This window comes from Vibrio sp. SS-MA-C1-2, from assembly GCF_021513135.1.
Lineage (GTDB): Bacteria > Pseudomonadota > Gammaproteobacteria > Enterobacterales > Vibrionaceae.
Genome location: NZ_CP090981.1, coordinates 1626436 through 1641353 on the forward strand (window position 1 = coordinate 1626436; position 14918 = coordinate 1641353).

Annotated in this window: 13 protein-coding genes; 11 read left to right on the top strand and 2 right to left on the bottom strand. The window is 35.4% G+C overall.

Annotation, left to right across the window (positions count from 1 at the left end; all coding sequences use genetic code 11):
• Positions 1–60: 60 nt before the first annotated feature.
• Positions 61–1491, bottom strand: a complete 1431-nt coding sequence (locus L0B53_RS11910) for an FAD-dependent oxidoreductase (protein WP_235059822.1) — start codon at positions 1489–1491, stop codon at positions 61–63.
• A 202-nt stretch (positions 1492–1693) separates the two neighbouring features.
• On the opposite strand from L0B53_RS11910, the gene L0B53_RS11915 reads away from it, so the two are divergent.
• The 7 genes from L0B53_RS11915 to L0B53_RS11945 all read left to right on the top strand — a co-directional run bounded on the left by L0B53_RS11915 (position 1694) and on the right by L0B53_RS11945 (position 9569).
• A complete protein-coding gene (locus L0B53_RS11915) occupies positions 1694–2347 on the top strand; it encodes a thiol:disulfide interchange protein DsbA/DsbL (protein ID WP_235059823.1) in 654 nt (217 codons plus the stop codon).
• A 908-nt stretch (positions 2348–3255) separates the two neighbouring features.
• Positions 3256–4686 (top strand): sodium-dependent transporter, encoded by a 1431-nt coding sequence (locus tag L0B53_RS11920; protein ID WP_260115547.1) that lies wholly within the window; start codon positions 3256–3258, stop codon positions 4684–4686.
• A 255-nt stretch (positions 4687–4941) separates the two neighbouring features.
• Positions 4942–5886, top strand: coding sequence for a 5'-nucleotidase (locus L0B53_RS11925; protein WP_235059824.1), 945 nt, complete (start codon positions 4942–4944; stop codon positions 5884–5886).
• A gap of 226 nt (positions 5887–6112) precedes the next feature.
• A complete protein-coding gene (locus L0B53_RS11930; RefSeq protein ID WP_235059825.1) occupies positions 6113–6454 on the top strand; it encodes a DUF3302 domain-containing protein in 342 nt (113 codons plus the stop codon).
• Positions 6454–7449, top strand: a complete 996-nt coding sequence (locus L0B53_RS11935; RefSeq protein ID WP_235059827.1) for an HlyD family secretion protein — start codon at positions 6454–6456, stop codon at positions 7447–7449. The genes L0B53_RS11930 and L0B53_RS11935 overlap by 1 nt, the downstream gene beginning before the upstream one ends.
• Before the next feature lie 585 nt (positions 7450–8034).
• Positions 8035–8352, top strand: a complete 318-nt coding sequence (locus L0B53_RS11940) for an MFS transporter (RefSeq protein ID WP_235059828.1) — start codon at positions 8035–8037, stop codon at positions 8350–8352.
• On the top strand, positions 8346–9569 hold the full coding sequence (locus L0B53_RS11945) for an HlyD family secretion protein (RefSeq protein WP_235059829.1): 1224 nt from the start codon (positions 8346–8348) through the stop codon (positions 9567–9569). Before L0B53_RS11940 ends, L0B53_RS11945 begins: the two co-directional genes overlap by 7 nt.
• Positions 9570–9696: 127 nt before the next feature.
• Here the strand turns inward: L0B53_RS11945 and L0B53_RS11950 are convergent, their stop codons facing one another.
• The gene (locus L0B53_RS11950; RefSeq protein WP_235059830.1) at positions 9697–10701 is read right to left on the bottom strand and encodes an AraC family transcriptional regulator; all 1005 of its coding nucleotides are present in this window, start codon (positions 10699–10701) and stop codon (positions 9697–9699) included.
• A 721-nt stretch (positions 10702–11422) separates the two neighbouring features.
• On the opposite strand from L0B53_RS11950, the gene L0B53_RS11955 reads away from it, so the two are divergent.
• From L0B53_RS11955 to L0B53_RS11970, 4 genes are all read left to right on the top strand, one after another.
• On the top strand, positions 11423–11770 hold the full coding sequence (locus L0B53_RS11955; protein ID WP_235059831.1) for a DUF3302 domain-containing protein: 348 nt from the start codon (positions 11423–11425) through the stop codon (positions 11768–11770).
• Positions 11770–12900: an HlyD family secretion protein gene (locus L0B53_RS11960; protein WP_235059833.1), complete on the top strand. Its 1131-nt coding sequence runs from the start codon at positions 11770–11772 to the stop codon at positions 12898–12900. The genes L0B53_RS11955 and L0B53_RS11960 overlap by 1 nt, the downstream gene beginning before the upstream one ends.
• A gap of 111 nt (positions 12901–13011) precedes the next feature.
• Positions 13012–13521 (top strand): DUF4136 domain-containing protein, encoded by a 510-nt coding sequence (locus L0B53_RS11965; RefSeq protein ID WP_235059834.1) that lies wholly within the window; start codon positions 13012–13014, stop codon positions 13519–13521.
• Positions 13522–13804: 283 nt separating this feature from the next.
• Positions 13805–14704: a LysR substrate-binding domain-containing protein gene (locus tag L0B53_RS11970; RefSeq protein WP_235059837.1), complete on the top strand. Its 900-nt coding sequence runs from the start codon at positions 13805–13807 to the stop codon at positions 14702–14704.
• Positions 14705–14918: the final 214 nt, after the last annotated feature.

Below are 14918 nucleotides of genomic sequence, written 5' to 3' on the forward strand. Positions count from 1 at the left end.
GATCCCTCTATGACTTGTTTTCTTCTAATCCATGTCATGACTTTGAATGTCAATAATATTTTAACGATATGAAAATAATGTAGATTTTGTTGCTAAAGCTTTTGGGTAACCTCGGGAAATTGCAATCTCTTCTGCACGTAAATTGATCGCTTTTGATGGAATATTAATCTCCTCTTTAGGTTGAGGTGATATGAAATCTTGTTGAAGTTTTATCGCTATTTTTTTTGCGGACAAGAGGGCAGAAGAAGCTTTTACAATTTCAATTCTGGCATAGTTATTCATAGAGAAGGTAACATCGGCTGCTCGAAGAGAAGGATCATTGCCGGGTACTTGTTGTGCACCAAATAAAGGTTGACTGGCAAGTTGTGCGGTATGAAACGCCGGGATGTATTGGCTTAGATGATCAATGGCGGCTTCTGTTCTCTGTTTAATCGTTTCAGGTTGCCAGCCGTTATTGATTTTGTTCTCTAGTTGAGTTGGTAAATTTGGTTGCGGGTTTCTTTTACTGGAAGAGGCTAAACCATCTTTAAATAGAGTGATATTATCTGTCATACCGTGGAGTTGAAAATGACCATCGGCATAAGGTGTTAACTGGGCCATTCCCTGAGGTGTGCCACGTTGACCATGGAAAATAACTTCTGGCCAGTTTTCCTTACATTGCCACTGAGTGACATAAGCTGCTTTAAATTCAACAAAACGAGAACAGTTAACACCAATTTGTTGATCGATCGTTCCAGATTTAAAACCAGCGGCATTGATCAAATAATCTGCGACAATTTGGTATTGTTTGCCGTCTTGATCATATTCTATTGACCAGTGATTATCATTGCGATGAATTGTTGTGACTTGGCTATTAGTGAAAAGTGAGCAATTAGACAGTGCCTTTAGCTTGAGCTCGATCGTTGACGCCAGACGGAAAACACTCAAACCATACTCTTGCACCATTACTACTGGATATTTTAGTGCATTTAAATCGGTATATTTAGCGAAGGGAATCAACCACTCATCATTACTCGTTGGTAAGTCGGGCTGTTGTTGCTGTGCTAAAGCTTGAAGTTGAGGTTTCGTGTAGAGTTGAAAGTACTGACTCGGCTTACCTAAACGTTGATTTTCAGGGCTTTTCTTAATTAGTTTTTGATAATGAGCGGTAATACTCTCTAATCGAGGCAGTAAACTTGCAGGATCAGCAGGATCAGATTTAGGAATAGCAATCACCGTTGGGCGAACATTCACACTATCAGGATAATAATTTATAGTTTCAATCGATTGATCTAATAACGCTAAACATTGTTCAGTTGATATTTCTCGGTATAAATTACCACCCGCGTGAAGGTGACAAATTGGCGGGCCACTGACCAGTTCGGTCCCTTTTTCAAGCAGTGTAACACTATACCCCTGCTGGCTGAGGTAGAGTGCTGCTGTTGCACCAGAAACGCCACCACCAATAATCGCAATAGACGGTGATTTGGCAGCTTGATTTGTCATATCCATATTAATGAAATCTATTGAAAAATAATTCTGTATTATATCCTTTACAACAAAATACCGATAGTGGAACTTTACCTACTACACATTTTAGTAAAAGAGTCATTAAACCTAGTGACTATTTATGCTAGTCTCCGGCTTGAGTTCGATTCGTTGAACTGTACTTTCACTAACCATTGAATAAAAACGATAACATAATGGAGTTGTAATGAAAAAATTTATTAAAGGCGTTCTTCTTTTAGCGGCACTGTTTAGTGTTTCTGTTTCTGCGAGTGAGTTTAAAGAAGGTGTGCATTATCAAGTTTTCCCTGTTCAAAAAACAAAAACACCAACTGTGACGGAGTATTTCTCTTTTTATTGCGGAAACTGCTACAACATGGAGACCCGTTACTTACCATTGATCAAGCCTGAACTGGATAAAGACATATCTTTTAATCAAAAACATGTTGATTATGCACAGAATCAAACGTCAAAAGCCGTGGTTGAAGCGTTTGCTATTATGCAAGAAATGGGAATTGAAGATGATGCCCGATTAAAAGAGGTGATGTTTGAAGCGATGGGCGGCAATCATGATCACCATTCAGCACCAAAAGGTCATGAAGAAAAAGGGCCTTCAGTTGCAACATTGCAAGATATTAAAACAATATTAGTAGCAAATGGTGTCGATGCCGCGTCGTTTGATAAAGCAGCAAAAAGCCCAGTAGTAGCAGAAAAAGTGGCAAAATGGGATAAAGAACAGTCATATTACCGTATTAATAGTATTCCAACCTTCGTGGTTAATGGTAAGTATAAAATTATATTTAAAAATTTAAAAACGGTAGAGCAATTGACTGATTTAATGAATTATTTGGCAGACAAATAGTACAATACTATCTATTCAACAGATTTTTTATTTGATGATCTTTTGGATACTGAGAAATTAGTTTTAAATGGTGGCTAAGTTTTATAACGATAGTTCAATCACGTTATCCCCTTCATACTTGAAGTCGCTAGGTTGTTGGCTGCACTTACTCGCCCCAATCATTGAGTACACCTATATTCATGGGGCCTCACTCACTTGCCGCCAACTAGCAACACCAATTATTTTAGGTATATATACCTAAAGTAATTGGAACTCCCGCTTACTAGTCACTCCAATTATCTGGGATATAAGTTAAAAGATATTTGGGGTATAAATTAAAAAAGACTATTTATTTAGCTGATAATGTTAAGTCTAATCCCATTTTAATATAGATAAACAAGCATCATAGAATTTAAGTTTTATCAGTAAATATATTCAGATTAATCACTCTATATTTGTAGAGAAACAGATTGAATATTGGTTTGAGTTATTATTCTAAATATTCATAAATGGTGATGTTTGTGTGTTAAATGTCACCAAAATGTTATAGATTAAAGGGGTGTCAATTTGACACCCCTTTTTTATAGGCTGAAAATGGCAGGTGTTAAGCAGTAAATTTTCAATTAATGGTGTAGACATAAGTTTACAGTTTAATGTTTGCTGTTTGATTTTTATGCTCGTATTTTTGTGGTTTAAGTTCAAAGTGAGTTTTTAGATTGTTTTTTGAACTAATAGTCATGAATTATCATTTATTTTTATAAAAAATTCTTTTTGGGGTTCCAATATTGATCATAAACTGGTTTACTTAGTTTGTTCATTGTGAAAGCAACATTTTAAACTGGTGTAAACATGGATGTACGATTTTTTCTGCTGTAAGTATAAAAATAGAAAAAATAGAAAAAATAGAAAATAATCTTGGAGAGATAACAGTGGCTAATAATGCAGGTGAGTTTCCACGCGATACGTGGGGATCAAAATTAGGTTTCGTTATGGCAGCAGCAGGTTCTGCTGTTGGTTTAGGTAATATTTGGAAATTCCCATACACCGCAGGTGAGAATGGTGGTGGTGCGTTTGTACTTATCTATCTTCTGTTTGTTATTTTCATCGGTTTCAGCGTTATGTTGACTGAATTTGCTATCGGTCGTAAGACACGTCTTTCTGCAGTAGGTGCTTTTAAGTCGCAAGACCGTCGTTGGGCATTTACCGGTGTGTTAGGGGTATTTAGTGGTCTATTAATTATGGGCTTCTACCCGGTTGTTGGTGGTTGGGCAATTGCTTATATCTATAAAGTAGGTTCAGGCTTACTAAGCACGCCAGCTGCGATTGGTGATAGCTTTGGTAGCTTCATCTCTGATCCTGTACAACCGTTACTATGGATGGGATTATACCTTCTATTAAACATCTTTATTGTTATCCGTGGTATTTCTGGTGGTATTGAAAAAGCAGGTAAAGTGTTAATGCCTTTACTGTTCATTATCCTGATTATTGTTTCAGTGAAAGGACTTATGTTACCAGGTGCTGAGAAAGGTCTAGAATTCCTATTTAAGCCAGATTTCTCTAAAGTTGATAGTGGCGTTGTTCTAGCTGCATTAGGTCAGGCATTCTTCTCTCTGAGTCTTGGTATGGGTTGTATGATTACTTACGGCTCTTATATTAAGAAGAAAGAGAATCTAGTTCAAACGACCGGAATGGTAACTGCAATGGATACTGGTGTTGCAATCCTTGCTGGTGTTGCAATGTTCCCTGCAATGTTTGCTTTCAACATGGAACCTGCTGCTGGTCCTGGTCTTGTTTTTGTTGTTGTCCCTCAGATATTTGCTGAAATGGGCGGCGTTGTCGGTATGTTGTTCGCTCTACTATTCTTCATTGGTTTGAGTGTTGCGGCATTAACGTCTTCGGTTTCTCTATTAGAAGTTGTGGTTTCTTATTTAATCGATGAGAAAAAGATGACGCGTAAAAAAGCAGTATTTACAGCAAGTGCGGTAATGGCTGTTCTTTGTATCTTCGCTTCACTTTCTATCGGTGGGCTAGGTCCTCAGTTATTCGGAACGGGTGCATTTGATGTATTTGACCTATTAACAGATAAGATCTTCTTAGCAATCGGCGGCATGTTAGTGTGTATCTACGCAGGTTGGAGATTAAATCGTAAAGATCTTGAAAAAGAGATCACTAATGACGGCGAAGTATCTTTCCCATTATTTGGCCTTTGGTACACATTAGTTAAGTACATCATTCCTGTTGCTATCGCGATTGTTGCATTCGCAGGCATTCAGGGTGGATTTGAGAGTGGTAAAGGCGCAATCATGATGGTTGGTGTTGGTATTATCCTCTTCTTTGCTGTGATATCTAAAAAGCTATAATTGAACAAATTTTTAGATTTTAAAATCGATTGATAAAAGCCGCGGTGTTTAATCACACAGCGGCTTTTCTATTTTCCATTCATGCAAGTACACCTCCTTTCTTTGCTGCTCATTTATAAATTCCTGTTCTTTGCGAATATGTATTGTTTCAACGAGTCGTCGTCATCCACTTTAACTACTTATTAATAAATCTTGATGGTAAAGAGGAAAATTATCTTATACTTTAATGAGTATGAGATTATAGAGATGTAAACGATGAGTAATAATGATTTTGTCGAAACAATTAATGATAAATTAGTGGTCGCTGTCACTTCTAGTGCTTTGTTTGACCAACGAGATGGTTCAGATATTTTTATTAATAATGGCACAGAAGCATTTGAAAAATATCAAGAAGAGAGAGTCGATACACCGCTTAAAGGTGGGCCGGCATTTAATTTTGTAAAAAAACTGCTCTCACTTAATCATCAACTTGGGAAAGAAGTTGTTGAAGTTGTGGTGTTATCGAAGAATTCAGTGAAAGCGGGACGTCGAGTCTTTCGTTCTATTGAACATTATAAATTACCAATTAGTCGAGCTGTCTTTCTTTCTGGTGGGGAGCCGCATGACTATATTCCTGCCTTCAATGTGTCACTCTTTTTATCAACGAACCGAACGAGTATTGATCTTGCTATAAATAAAGGTTTCCCAGCGGGTTTAGTGCTTAATTATGACCATATGGGTGACAGTAATGGTGATATATTGAAGCTAGCTTTTGATTTTGATGGTGTTGTTGTTGATGATGAGTCTGAATCTGTATATAAAAAAGGTGATCTTGATAAATTTCAAAATTTTGAAACTAAAAATGCCAATATTTCACACTCTCCAGGTCCATTAGCGAAATTTTTTAAACAGATATCTTGGATTCAGCAATTAGAATCACAAAAAGAGAGTGAAGATCCAAATTATAAAAAAGTTCTTAGAACATCGATCGTGACGGCTCGTGGGGCTCCAGCTCATGAGAGAGTGATTACGACGTTATACACTTGGGGGGTTTTTGCGGATGAAACATTTTTTCTTGCTGGTTTAAAGAAAGCAAGAATATTTGAAACCTTAAAACCAGATATGTTTTTTGATGATCAAATGGTACACCTTGATGCAGATGAACAAGGTTTAGCGCTGGTTCATATCCCTTATGGTATTGCGAATAATAAGGTGAAATAGGCGTGTATTTCATTGGCGACTATTGAATATAATCTCATTAGAATAATATATATAATTCGTCTATGTATTATTCCTATTAAAAACCAGTTATTACTCTAAATTATAAGAATAATTACCTTATCAAATAATGACTTACTGTTATTTTATTTTCTTGATCTCTATGAGAAAAGTTTTATAGTATTGAACTATACTGAGAGACTAGTTTGTTAAATAAAAGAGAGTAGTAATGAACCTAACATTAGATTATGCATCTTTGGCAATACTGTTTATTGTTATCTTAATATTAGTTTATGGATTAATTGCCATTCATGATATCCCTTATGAATTAGCGAAGAAGCGTAATCATCCACATCAAGATGCAATCCATGTGGCAGGTTGGGTTAGTCTTTTTTTCCTTCATGCGATTTGGCCGTTTTTATGGATTTGGGCCATGCTTTATGATCCTGAAAAAGAGAACTGGGCTGGAAGTAAAAAAGGGACAGATATTGACTCACAGCTATTAATACAAAAGCTTCTAAAACTAGAACAAAAGATAGAAAAATTAGAGCAACAGCAGGAGAGTAAATAATGGAGACACTCATTACACTTAGTTATGTTGCTCTTTGTGTTATTGTCTTTCGCGTGTTTAAGGTGCCAAAAAATCGTTGGACCTTAACCACGGCGGTTGTTATTGGCGCTTTTTTGCTTGGCTGGATTTTCTTGTATATGGCAATGTATCAACCAGTCTCTCGTTTAGCTCGAGTAGTGGGTGTCACGACACCGATTACCTCTGAGGTGAGAGGGTTAGTGACGGATGTCTATATCAAAGGTAATGAACCGCTTAAGAAGGGGGATCCACTCTATTTAATTGATCCTACACCTTTTAAAGCCGCGCTAGACAGTACAAAAGCTGATATCTTAAAAGTAGATGCTGAAATTAAATATGCCAAAACAGAATTAGCTCGTTACCAGAACTTGAATAAAACGGACTTTGCGTCACAAGAATCAGTTGATAATATTACCAATCAACTTGATGAAGCCTTGGCTCAACGTGCATCTTTATTAGCTCAGCAACAGAGTGATCAATTTAATTTGGATTCAACGGTTGTACGAGCACCTACAGATGGTTACGTTTCTCAAATGTTATTACGACCAGGAATGAAAAGTCGTTCAGTACCATTTCAAGGTAACTTAACTTTTGTTCATGATGAAGATAAGATTATTTTTGCGGCATTTAAACAATCACCTGCAAGATATTTAAAAGTTGGCTATCCGGCTGAAATTACCTTTGCGACCATCCCTGGTCATGCTTACAAAGCAAAAGTGACTCAAATTAATGATATATTTTCTCAAGGCTCAGTGTCGGCGAGTGGGCACTTAATTGATCCTTTAATGTTGCAACAAGAAGGACGTATTTTAGTTCGCGTTGAAATTGACCAGCCTGAATTATTGAAGGGGATGCCAATACCTATTGGAACTGATGCCCATGTTGCCGTTTATTCTCCACATTGGGAGATGTTCTCGATTATTCGTAAAGTTATTTTACGTATGCAGAGTTGGCATAATTGGTTATTTGAAGGGTAATATATCTAAAATAATTGGAGTTGCTAGTGGGCGGACGAATGCTGCCAACAACCTAGCAGCTTCAAGTATGAAGGGTACAGAATAAGAATGTAGCCAACAGTTTCAAATTATCTTAGTATAAAGCCGGTATTGATTGTAATGATCAGTATCGGCTTTCTATTTTATGTTCATAAAATCCACGCTATATATATAAATAAAATGCGTTGAAATATTTTGTTATAACTTTTATTTATTAACCAGTATTTTTACTAGCTCCCTCTTGTTCATATTTTGATTAGACTACACTTATCGATTTCTTATTGTTTTATATTGGAATTATTTCGTATTTGAATTATTTAATATTGTAATAAAATTAAAAGATAAGATATTTTTACTATTGATTAGCATTTTACATACCCTCTAATCATTACAAACAAGAAGGGATATATACTCGTCTTACTTGAAGTTGCTAGGTTGTTGTCTGTGTTCGTTCGCCTTAATTATATAGTCTATCTATACTCATGGGGCCTAACTCACTTGCCGCCTACTAGCAACTCCAATTATTTTGCGTATATGGTCAATATGTTATGCAAATAAGGACAATAAATGAGTTTAATTTCTATGCCCTTCGTTGGTACTGGTTTTGATACTGGATTACATGTGGTGGCTGGCGTGGTATTGATCGCAACTGTCGCTGCGATAGGTATCGGTTTTTGGCGTTTTCACGAGTATCCGATCCATAAAGCAAACCAGAAAGGACATCAACAGATTGCACTGATCACTACTTTAACTTGGATTGGTTTTATATGGCATTGGGTTTGGGTTATTGCCGTTATTGTGGCATTGGTGGACGCAAAAGAGTTAGTGATCCGTTTTCGTGATATTTGGCATGCAGAGAATAAAAAAGAGGACAAATCATGTTAGAAGGTTTAGCTGTTTGGGCTCTGTTTATTTACTTACTGCGTTTAGTTGGTGTTCCATGGAATGCCCCTTTTAAAGCTTTTGCTTATATTGGTGGTGGTTCATGGTTGGCTTTTGTTTGGATTGGTTTAATTACTTGGGCTCCGATGGATTTAAGCGGTGGATCGATTGTTCAATCGCCACATATTCAATTAAGACCAGGTTCTACACAAGTGGTTGGTAATGTTGACCATGTTTATATTAATCCGAATCAAAAGGTAGAAAAAGGGCAATTAATTTACAGCCTAGATGACCATGTTTATCAAATTGCAGTCGATAAAACTAAAGCACAACTTTCTGTTGCTAAATCGGCTTATTTAACGGCAAAAGAAGATAAATTAATTGCGATAACGGATCATCAATTGGCGTTAAAAGATGTAGATATTAATCGCAGTCAAATTATTTCAGCAAAAGAAGATTTAACCTGGAAAGAAGCAACGCTGAAACGTTATCATGATCAAAATAGCGCCTCTAAACACTCAATAACAGAGAGTCTGCTTGATGAGCAAGACACATTAGTTGAGAAGTCAGCCAGTGAGTTAAATACCCTTCAAGTTAAAGAACAGCGTAGTAAAGTTGTTGCTGAACAGAAGAAACTAGCAATAGATAAAGCTGAGTTAGCTATTGAGACTCGTCAAGCTGAAATGGAGCAAGCTAAATCAAATTATGAACAAGCGCTTTGGAATCTATCGCAAACTAAAGTTTATGCGCCAACTGATGGTTATGTCACAAACTTTACTTTACGTCCTGGTCAATATGTGGGTGTCGTACCTCGTATGCAGATGTATACCAATGAAAAGTATGTACTAATGCGAGTCAATCATCAAGCGATTCGAAATGTAAAAGTAGGGCAAGCGGCTGAGTTTGCTACCGCCGTTTACCCAGGCAAGATTTTCTCGGCAGAAGTTGAAGGAATTATTGAAGCAACAGGCGAATCTCAAGCGAGTTTGTTAGCAAGAGAGACTTCTGTTCGAACAACGACCGGACAAAACTTAATGAATAAACATCACTTTGTTCGCTTAAAGATTAATGAAGATAGCCAACATGATATCCCTGTTGGTTCTGTCGGTTTAGCTTGGGTTGCCGCAGAAAAACCAATAGGGTTCTTAGATTTTCTTAATGTCATTCGAGGAATAATCATTCGAATGAAGTCGCAGATATACTATATTTATTCGCTGTAATTTGTTTATTTTAAATATTATCGCTAAAGCTTGCTCCCAAAAACATTGAAATTGCTCGTAGGCGAAAAGTGGATAAGCCCCAATCATATATACCTTAAGGGTAGGGTATATATGATTGGGGCTTTTTTTAGTTTAATGACTTTACAAATTGAACTGCCGTTATCCCTCGATATTTTTTAAACATCTGATTGAAGCTCGCCACATTGCTATAGCCTAATAAAACAGCAGTATCTTCAATCGATATAGAATCTGTTAATAATTTTACTGCTTTATTACTTAATACAAATCCGCATATCTCTGAGAAGTTGTGGCCATATTTAAAAAAGCGGCGTTGTAATTGTTGAGTGGATATACCCAGTAATTCAGCGACTTTTGATAAGGTGGGTAATCCAAAATGACATGAGTAATTTATCAGTTCATAGGCTATTTTGGTGTCATCATCAGGTTGAGGCATATTGAGAAAATTATCTAAATCATCAAAGGTTAAAGACAAATTTTGTTTATTATCCTGACTGTGTTGTTTTAATATTGTTCGTACATTTGAATGAAACCAAATTTCAGTTTGATGATGGTTCCATTCAATATCACAGTTAAAATACTCTTGATAAAGGGCACTATTACGGGATCCTGAAAACATAATTCGCATTGGAGTAAATTTATTTCCTAAGTACATTTTCAATATCGAGTTCATAAAAACAGCAACACGAATACTATCATGGACAGTCAGTTCTCCTGAGTTATATCGATTTTTATAACACCATTTGGTAATAGAACCTGTGGGGCTGGCAATCCAAGTTGAACCAGATTGAATATTAGCCATTCCAAAGTTTACTTTGCGGATTGTTGACATTAAGTCATGACTTGAAAACATCCAGCGTCCGATTGGATCAAGCTGTCCTACCTTAAATGTCGTTACCGCTTTAAGCATAAAATCAGGATCTTGAGTTTGTAATTCTAGCTCTCTATATAACTTAAAAACCTCGGAAACAGGCAATAAATTCATTGGATTCTTAAGTGCAGATAAGGGAATACTTTCTGGAGATGTGTGTGGGTAGTTTTTATTTTGGATGACATTCTGATAAAGATTGAACAAACCATTTGCTCGAATAAAATAGGAATGATTTTTAGTCATGATTGAATTTCCCAGCTAATTATTTATCAAATTATTTTGCTTATATAACCTATTGTTTTATTAATTATATCAAAAATCAACTAAAAGTGATGTAATTAATCAGTTTTAGAGTTATTTGAATTTTTGATGTTAATCTTCATCGCATCATTAATAACGGTGATAGACCGTATCAGATACTTGTATGAGGAGATGTGATTTTAAACATTTTACTTGCTTTACCAATATTAACTCTTTACCTATTGATTATTTTTACATTTGGAGAGCGCCCGAGTAGATTGCAGTTCGCTATTGAAGTTGCATTGATTTTATGGAGTTTTATTAGTGCTTTATGCTTGAAATCCATGAAAACAGAATTATTAATGATTAGTCTGTTAATTATTGTTTTCTTTTATAAGTTGGCTCTTTTTTATCGATATCATTTATTTATTAATAATGAACTAATGTTACTTATAATTGGTTTTTTTATTCTATTATCAATGACTTTAGTGAATTTTGTTATGCGGTTATTTAGTTATGTCAATGCTAATAATGATACGCCATAAGAAGAACGTATATCTGAAATAAATCAGTGCAGGTAGACGGCAAGTGAGTAGGCTCTTATGAGAATAGATTTGAGCGAATAACCACCGTCAACAACGACGCAGATTCAAGCATGAAGAGTATAGATAAGTCATTGTTTTCAACTATAGTTAAAAGAATTGAATAAAGGAGTAATTTTCAAATGTTAGATTATATTGCACTGGGGCTCTTAATTTTTGTTGTCTTAGTGATCTTTTATGGTGTGATTGTGATTCATGATATTCCTTATGAGATATCGAAGGAGCGAAATCATCCTCATCAAGATGCGATACATGTTGCTGGCTGGGTAAGTTTATTTACTCTTCATGCGCTATGGCCTTTTTTATGGATTTGGGCGACGTTATGGCGAGAAGATCGTGGTTGGGGTTTTCAAAAAATAGAAGAAGAGCAACATGATCAACAACATAAGTTAGAAATAATGTCAGTGAAACTGGATAAGTTACAGGCTGAAATTGAGTTATTAAAGAAAAACAGATCAGGAGACTTGTAATGGATCTATTGTTAATTCTTACTTATGCCGCATTGTGTATTTTTATTTTTAAAATATTTAATATTCCATTAAATAAGTGGAGTGTGCCTACGGCTGTTTTAGGTGGTATTATTTTGGTTGGCGCATTAGTCCTTTTGATGAACTATAACCACCCATTTACTCAGAAAGGTGGACAATTTTATGTCACAACACCGATTGTTCCGACGGTTCGCGGTAAAGTGATAGAGGTGATAGCGACACCTAATGAACAACTAAAGAAGGGTGATATACTATTTAAAATCGATGATACCCCTTATTTAGCGGCCGTGAATAAGATCAACGCACAATTAGCAGAAGCTAGCCAAGATATTCTTGAGTTAGAGTCAGCTTATGTGGCTGCACAGAATACCACTCAAAAAGCATTAGCTGAACGAGATGAAGCGAAAAGAAAGTATATTCGTTATCAGAAGAGCTTTAAAAAAGGCGCATTTACAGAACAGCAAGTGGATAGTGCAAACCAAGCTTATAAAGCTGCGGAGTCGTTTTTATTAGCACAGAAATCGAAAGAGAGACAAGCAAAGCTAGCGTATGAATCTAATATAAATGGTGAAAATACGACAATTGCAAAACTAAAAGCAGAATTAGTTCAAGCGCAGTTTAATTTAGATGGAACCATTGTGCGAGCACCGACTGATGGTTTTGTTTCTCAAGTCACATTACGACCAGGAATGATGGCAGTCCCATTACCATTAGTTCCTTCAATGATCTTTACTCATAGCGAAGAGAAATATTTCGTCGGTGCTTTTCGCCAGAACTCGCTACAGCGTTTAGAAGAAGGTCATGACGCTGAATTTCTATTTAAAGGACTACCGGGTAAAGTCTTTAAAGGCCAAGTTCTGGAGATTATTCCTAATATTACCGAAGGACAAGTACAATCTAGAAATGGTTTAGTGAGCGCTTCAACAATTAACACTAATGGCCGGGTGTTAGTGAAACTTCAAGTGACGGATGATCTATCTCAATATCATTTACCACTCGGTACGAGTGCTGAAATTGCGATTTATTCCGATCACTTTTCTCATGTTGCAATTATGAGAAAAGTCCTAATTCGAATGAAAAGTTGGCAAAATTATCTATATTTAGATCATTAAATAGCGAATATACACTTTTCACAATTGCTATAAATAGAATCACTTGAATTTTGTAGGCTGTCGCTGATAACTTTAAGTGATTTTTTTATTCATTACTATTTAGGTATTAGCATGAAACAGGTAAAAATACTTTTATCATCACTCCTATTGTTAGTCATTGCGGGATGTTCATCAATTATGGTCGATCGTGACCATCAAATTGATTTAACGAGTTATCAATCGTTTAGTTTTAATATTGATAAAGACCAACCATTAACTCTTGATGAAGGGCGAATGAAGCAAGCTGTGACGCAGCAATTGGAATTGAAAGGCTTAGCGTTATCTGAAAATAGCTCGTTACTGGTAAAGCCGAGTATTCAAAATAATGAAGAACTCATATCTAGAAATCCGACGGTAAGTTTTGGTTATTCAACAAAAAACATTGGCGTCGCGACTTCGTCTGAGCGAGTTTATCAAAAAGAGAGTTATGGTAATATTGTAATCGAGTTAATCGACAAAAATAAAAATCAGATCGTATGGCGTGGAGTGTCAAATAAAAAGATTACGAAGTTTATGAGTGATAAAGATAGATCTGAAATAATATTTACAGAAATTGATAAGATGTTCACTCAATACCCATAAATAAATTTAAATATAATTAATTCTATCCTACCTTAATAGGTTTAATTTATTAAGGTAGGAATAACTATCCCTCTCTTATTTTAAATATCTAGGTTGCTAGTATTTTTATCTTCTTCAACGATACCTAAAATAATTGGAGTTGCTAGTCGGCGGAAAAGGTCCCATGAGTATAGGTGTACTCTATGATTGGGGCGAACGAATACAGCCAACAACCTAGTGACTTCAAGTATGAAGGGTATACCATTGTTTAAAATATAGAACGATTTCATTTGGAAATTTAAATATGAAAAATTCTGATTTAAGTCTTATTCCATTCTTCATTATGATCATGGAAGAGCGTAGTTTATCTGTCGCTGCAAAAAAAATGAATTTAAGTCAACCAGCGGTAAGTGCTGCCCTAAGTAAACTGCGGTATATATATCGAGATCAACTTTTTAACCGATTAAATTATGGTGTTGAACCAACACCTTATGCTTATGAAATATTTCCGATATTATCAAATATTATGAATAATTACATGCTGACGATTCCAACTGAGGAGTTTAATCCTGCAATTATTAAATGTAAATTCAAGATAGCTACACTAAGTGTTTCTTTTAGTTCCGTGATCTCTAATTTTTCTAGGGAGTTAATTAAACAGTCTCCAAATATTACGATTGAAACCCAGTCATTATTAAATAAAAACTTAGAAAATGATTTAATTAACCATAAGTTTGATCTTGCTATTAATATAGGCAGGCCAAATATAGCATCATTAAATAGCCATACTTTGGGTTATCATAAGTTAGTTGTAGTCTGTGCTAGAGAGCACCCTAGGATTAAGGGTAGTCATATATCACCAGAACAGTTTATGGCAGAAAAGCATGCCGTACATACTCATATTGCCCATGATGATAATTTTAAACATGCTCTGAGCTTTAATTTATTGAGGAAAAGGGATATTCGTTGGTATGCAAAAGAGACAACAGAGATGTTATCAATCATTGAAAAATCAGAATTAATCGGTTTAGTTACCGAAGAAATAGCCAAGAAACTTTGTGGAGCCTTCAATTTAAAATATTTCAATGCACCATTAGGTTTAGATAAGTTACCTGTTTCTATTATTTGGCATTCATCAAGAGAAAATGATATCCCTCATAAATGGCTACGGGGAAAAGTGATCAATTCACAACTTACTTTTTAATTAAATATTAATATCATTTTACACTTGAAGTTGCTAGGTTGTTGGCTATGTATTTATTGGTTTATTAAATTATTTATTACTTGTTTTCTCTTGGTTATTGTCTTTTTAATTATTACTTTATTGTTGTAGAGTTGGTTTTTTATGTCTATTATAATCGCCTGTATAATATTAATGATTTCGTCTTTGTTAGTATTTAATTGTTACGCTAATGATG

Bases quoted from the DNA above. Each gene is read 5' to 3' on its own strand.
- L0B53_RS11965 (WP_235059834.1), top strand. From the start codon at position 13,012: ATGAAACAGGTAAAAATACTTTTATCATCACTCCTATTGTTAGTCATT.
- L0B53_RS11955 (WP_235059831.1), top strand. From the start codon at position 11,423: ATGTTAGATTATATTGCACTGGGGCTCTTAATTTTTGTTGTCTTAGTG.
- L0B53_RS11915 (WP_235059823.1), top strand. From the start codon at position 1,694: ATGAAAAAATTTATTAAAGGCGTTCTTCTTTTAGCGGCACTGTTTAGT.
- L0B53_RS11940 (WP_235059828.1), top strand. From the start codon at position 8,035: ATGAGTTTAATTTCTATGCCCTTCGTTGGTACTGGTTTTGATACTGGA.
- L0B53_RS11930 (WP_235059825.1), top strand. From the start codon at position 6,113: ATGAACCTAACATTAGATTATGCATCTTTGGCAATACTGTTTATTGTT.
- L0B53_RS11945 (WP_235059829.1), top strand. From the start codon at position 8,346: ATGTTAGAAGGTTTAGCTGTTTGGGCTCTGTTTATTTACTTACTGCGT.
- L0B53_RS11925 (WP_235059824.1), top strand. From the start codon at position 4,942: ATGAGTAATAATGATTTTGTCGAAACAATTAATGATAAATTAGTGGTC.
- L0B53_RS11950 (WP_235059830.1), bottom strand. From the start codon at position 10,701: ATGACTAAAAATCATTCCTATTTTATTCGAGCAAATGGTTTGTTCAAT.
- L0B53_RS11970 (WP_235059837.1), top strand. From the start codon at position 13,805: ATGAAAAATTCTGATTTAAGTCTTATTCCATTCTTCATTATGATCATG.
- L0B53_RS11960 (WP_235059833.1), top strand. From the start codon at position 11,770: ATGGATCTATTGTTAATTCTTACTTATGCCGCATTGTGTATTTTTATT.
- L0B53_RS11935 (WP_235059827.1), top strand. From the start codon at position 6,454: ATGGAGACACTCATTACACTTAGTTATGTTGCTCTTTGTGTTATTGTC.
- L0B53_RS11910 (WP_235059822.1), bottom strand. From the start codon at position 1,491: ATGGATATGACAAATCAAGCTGCCAAATCACCGTCTATTGCGATTATT.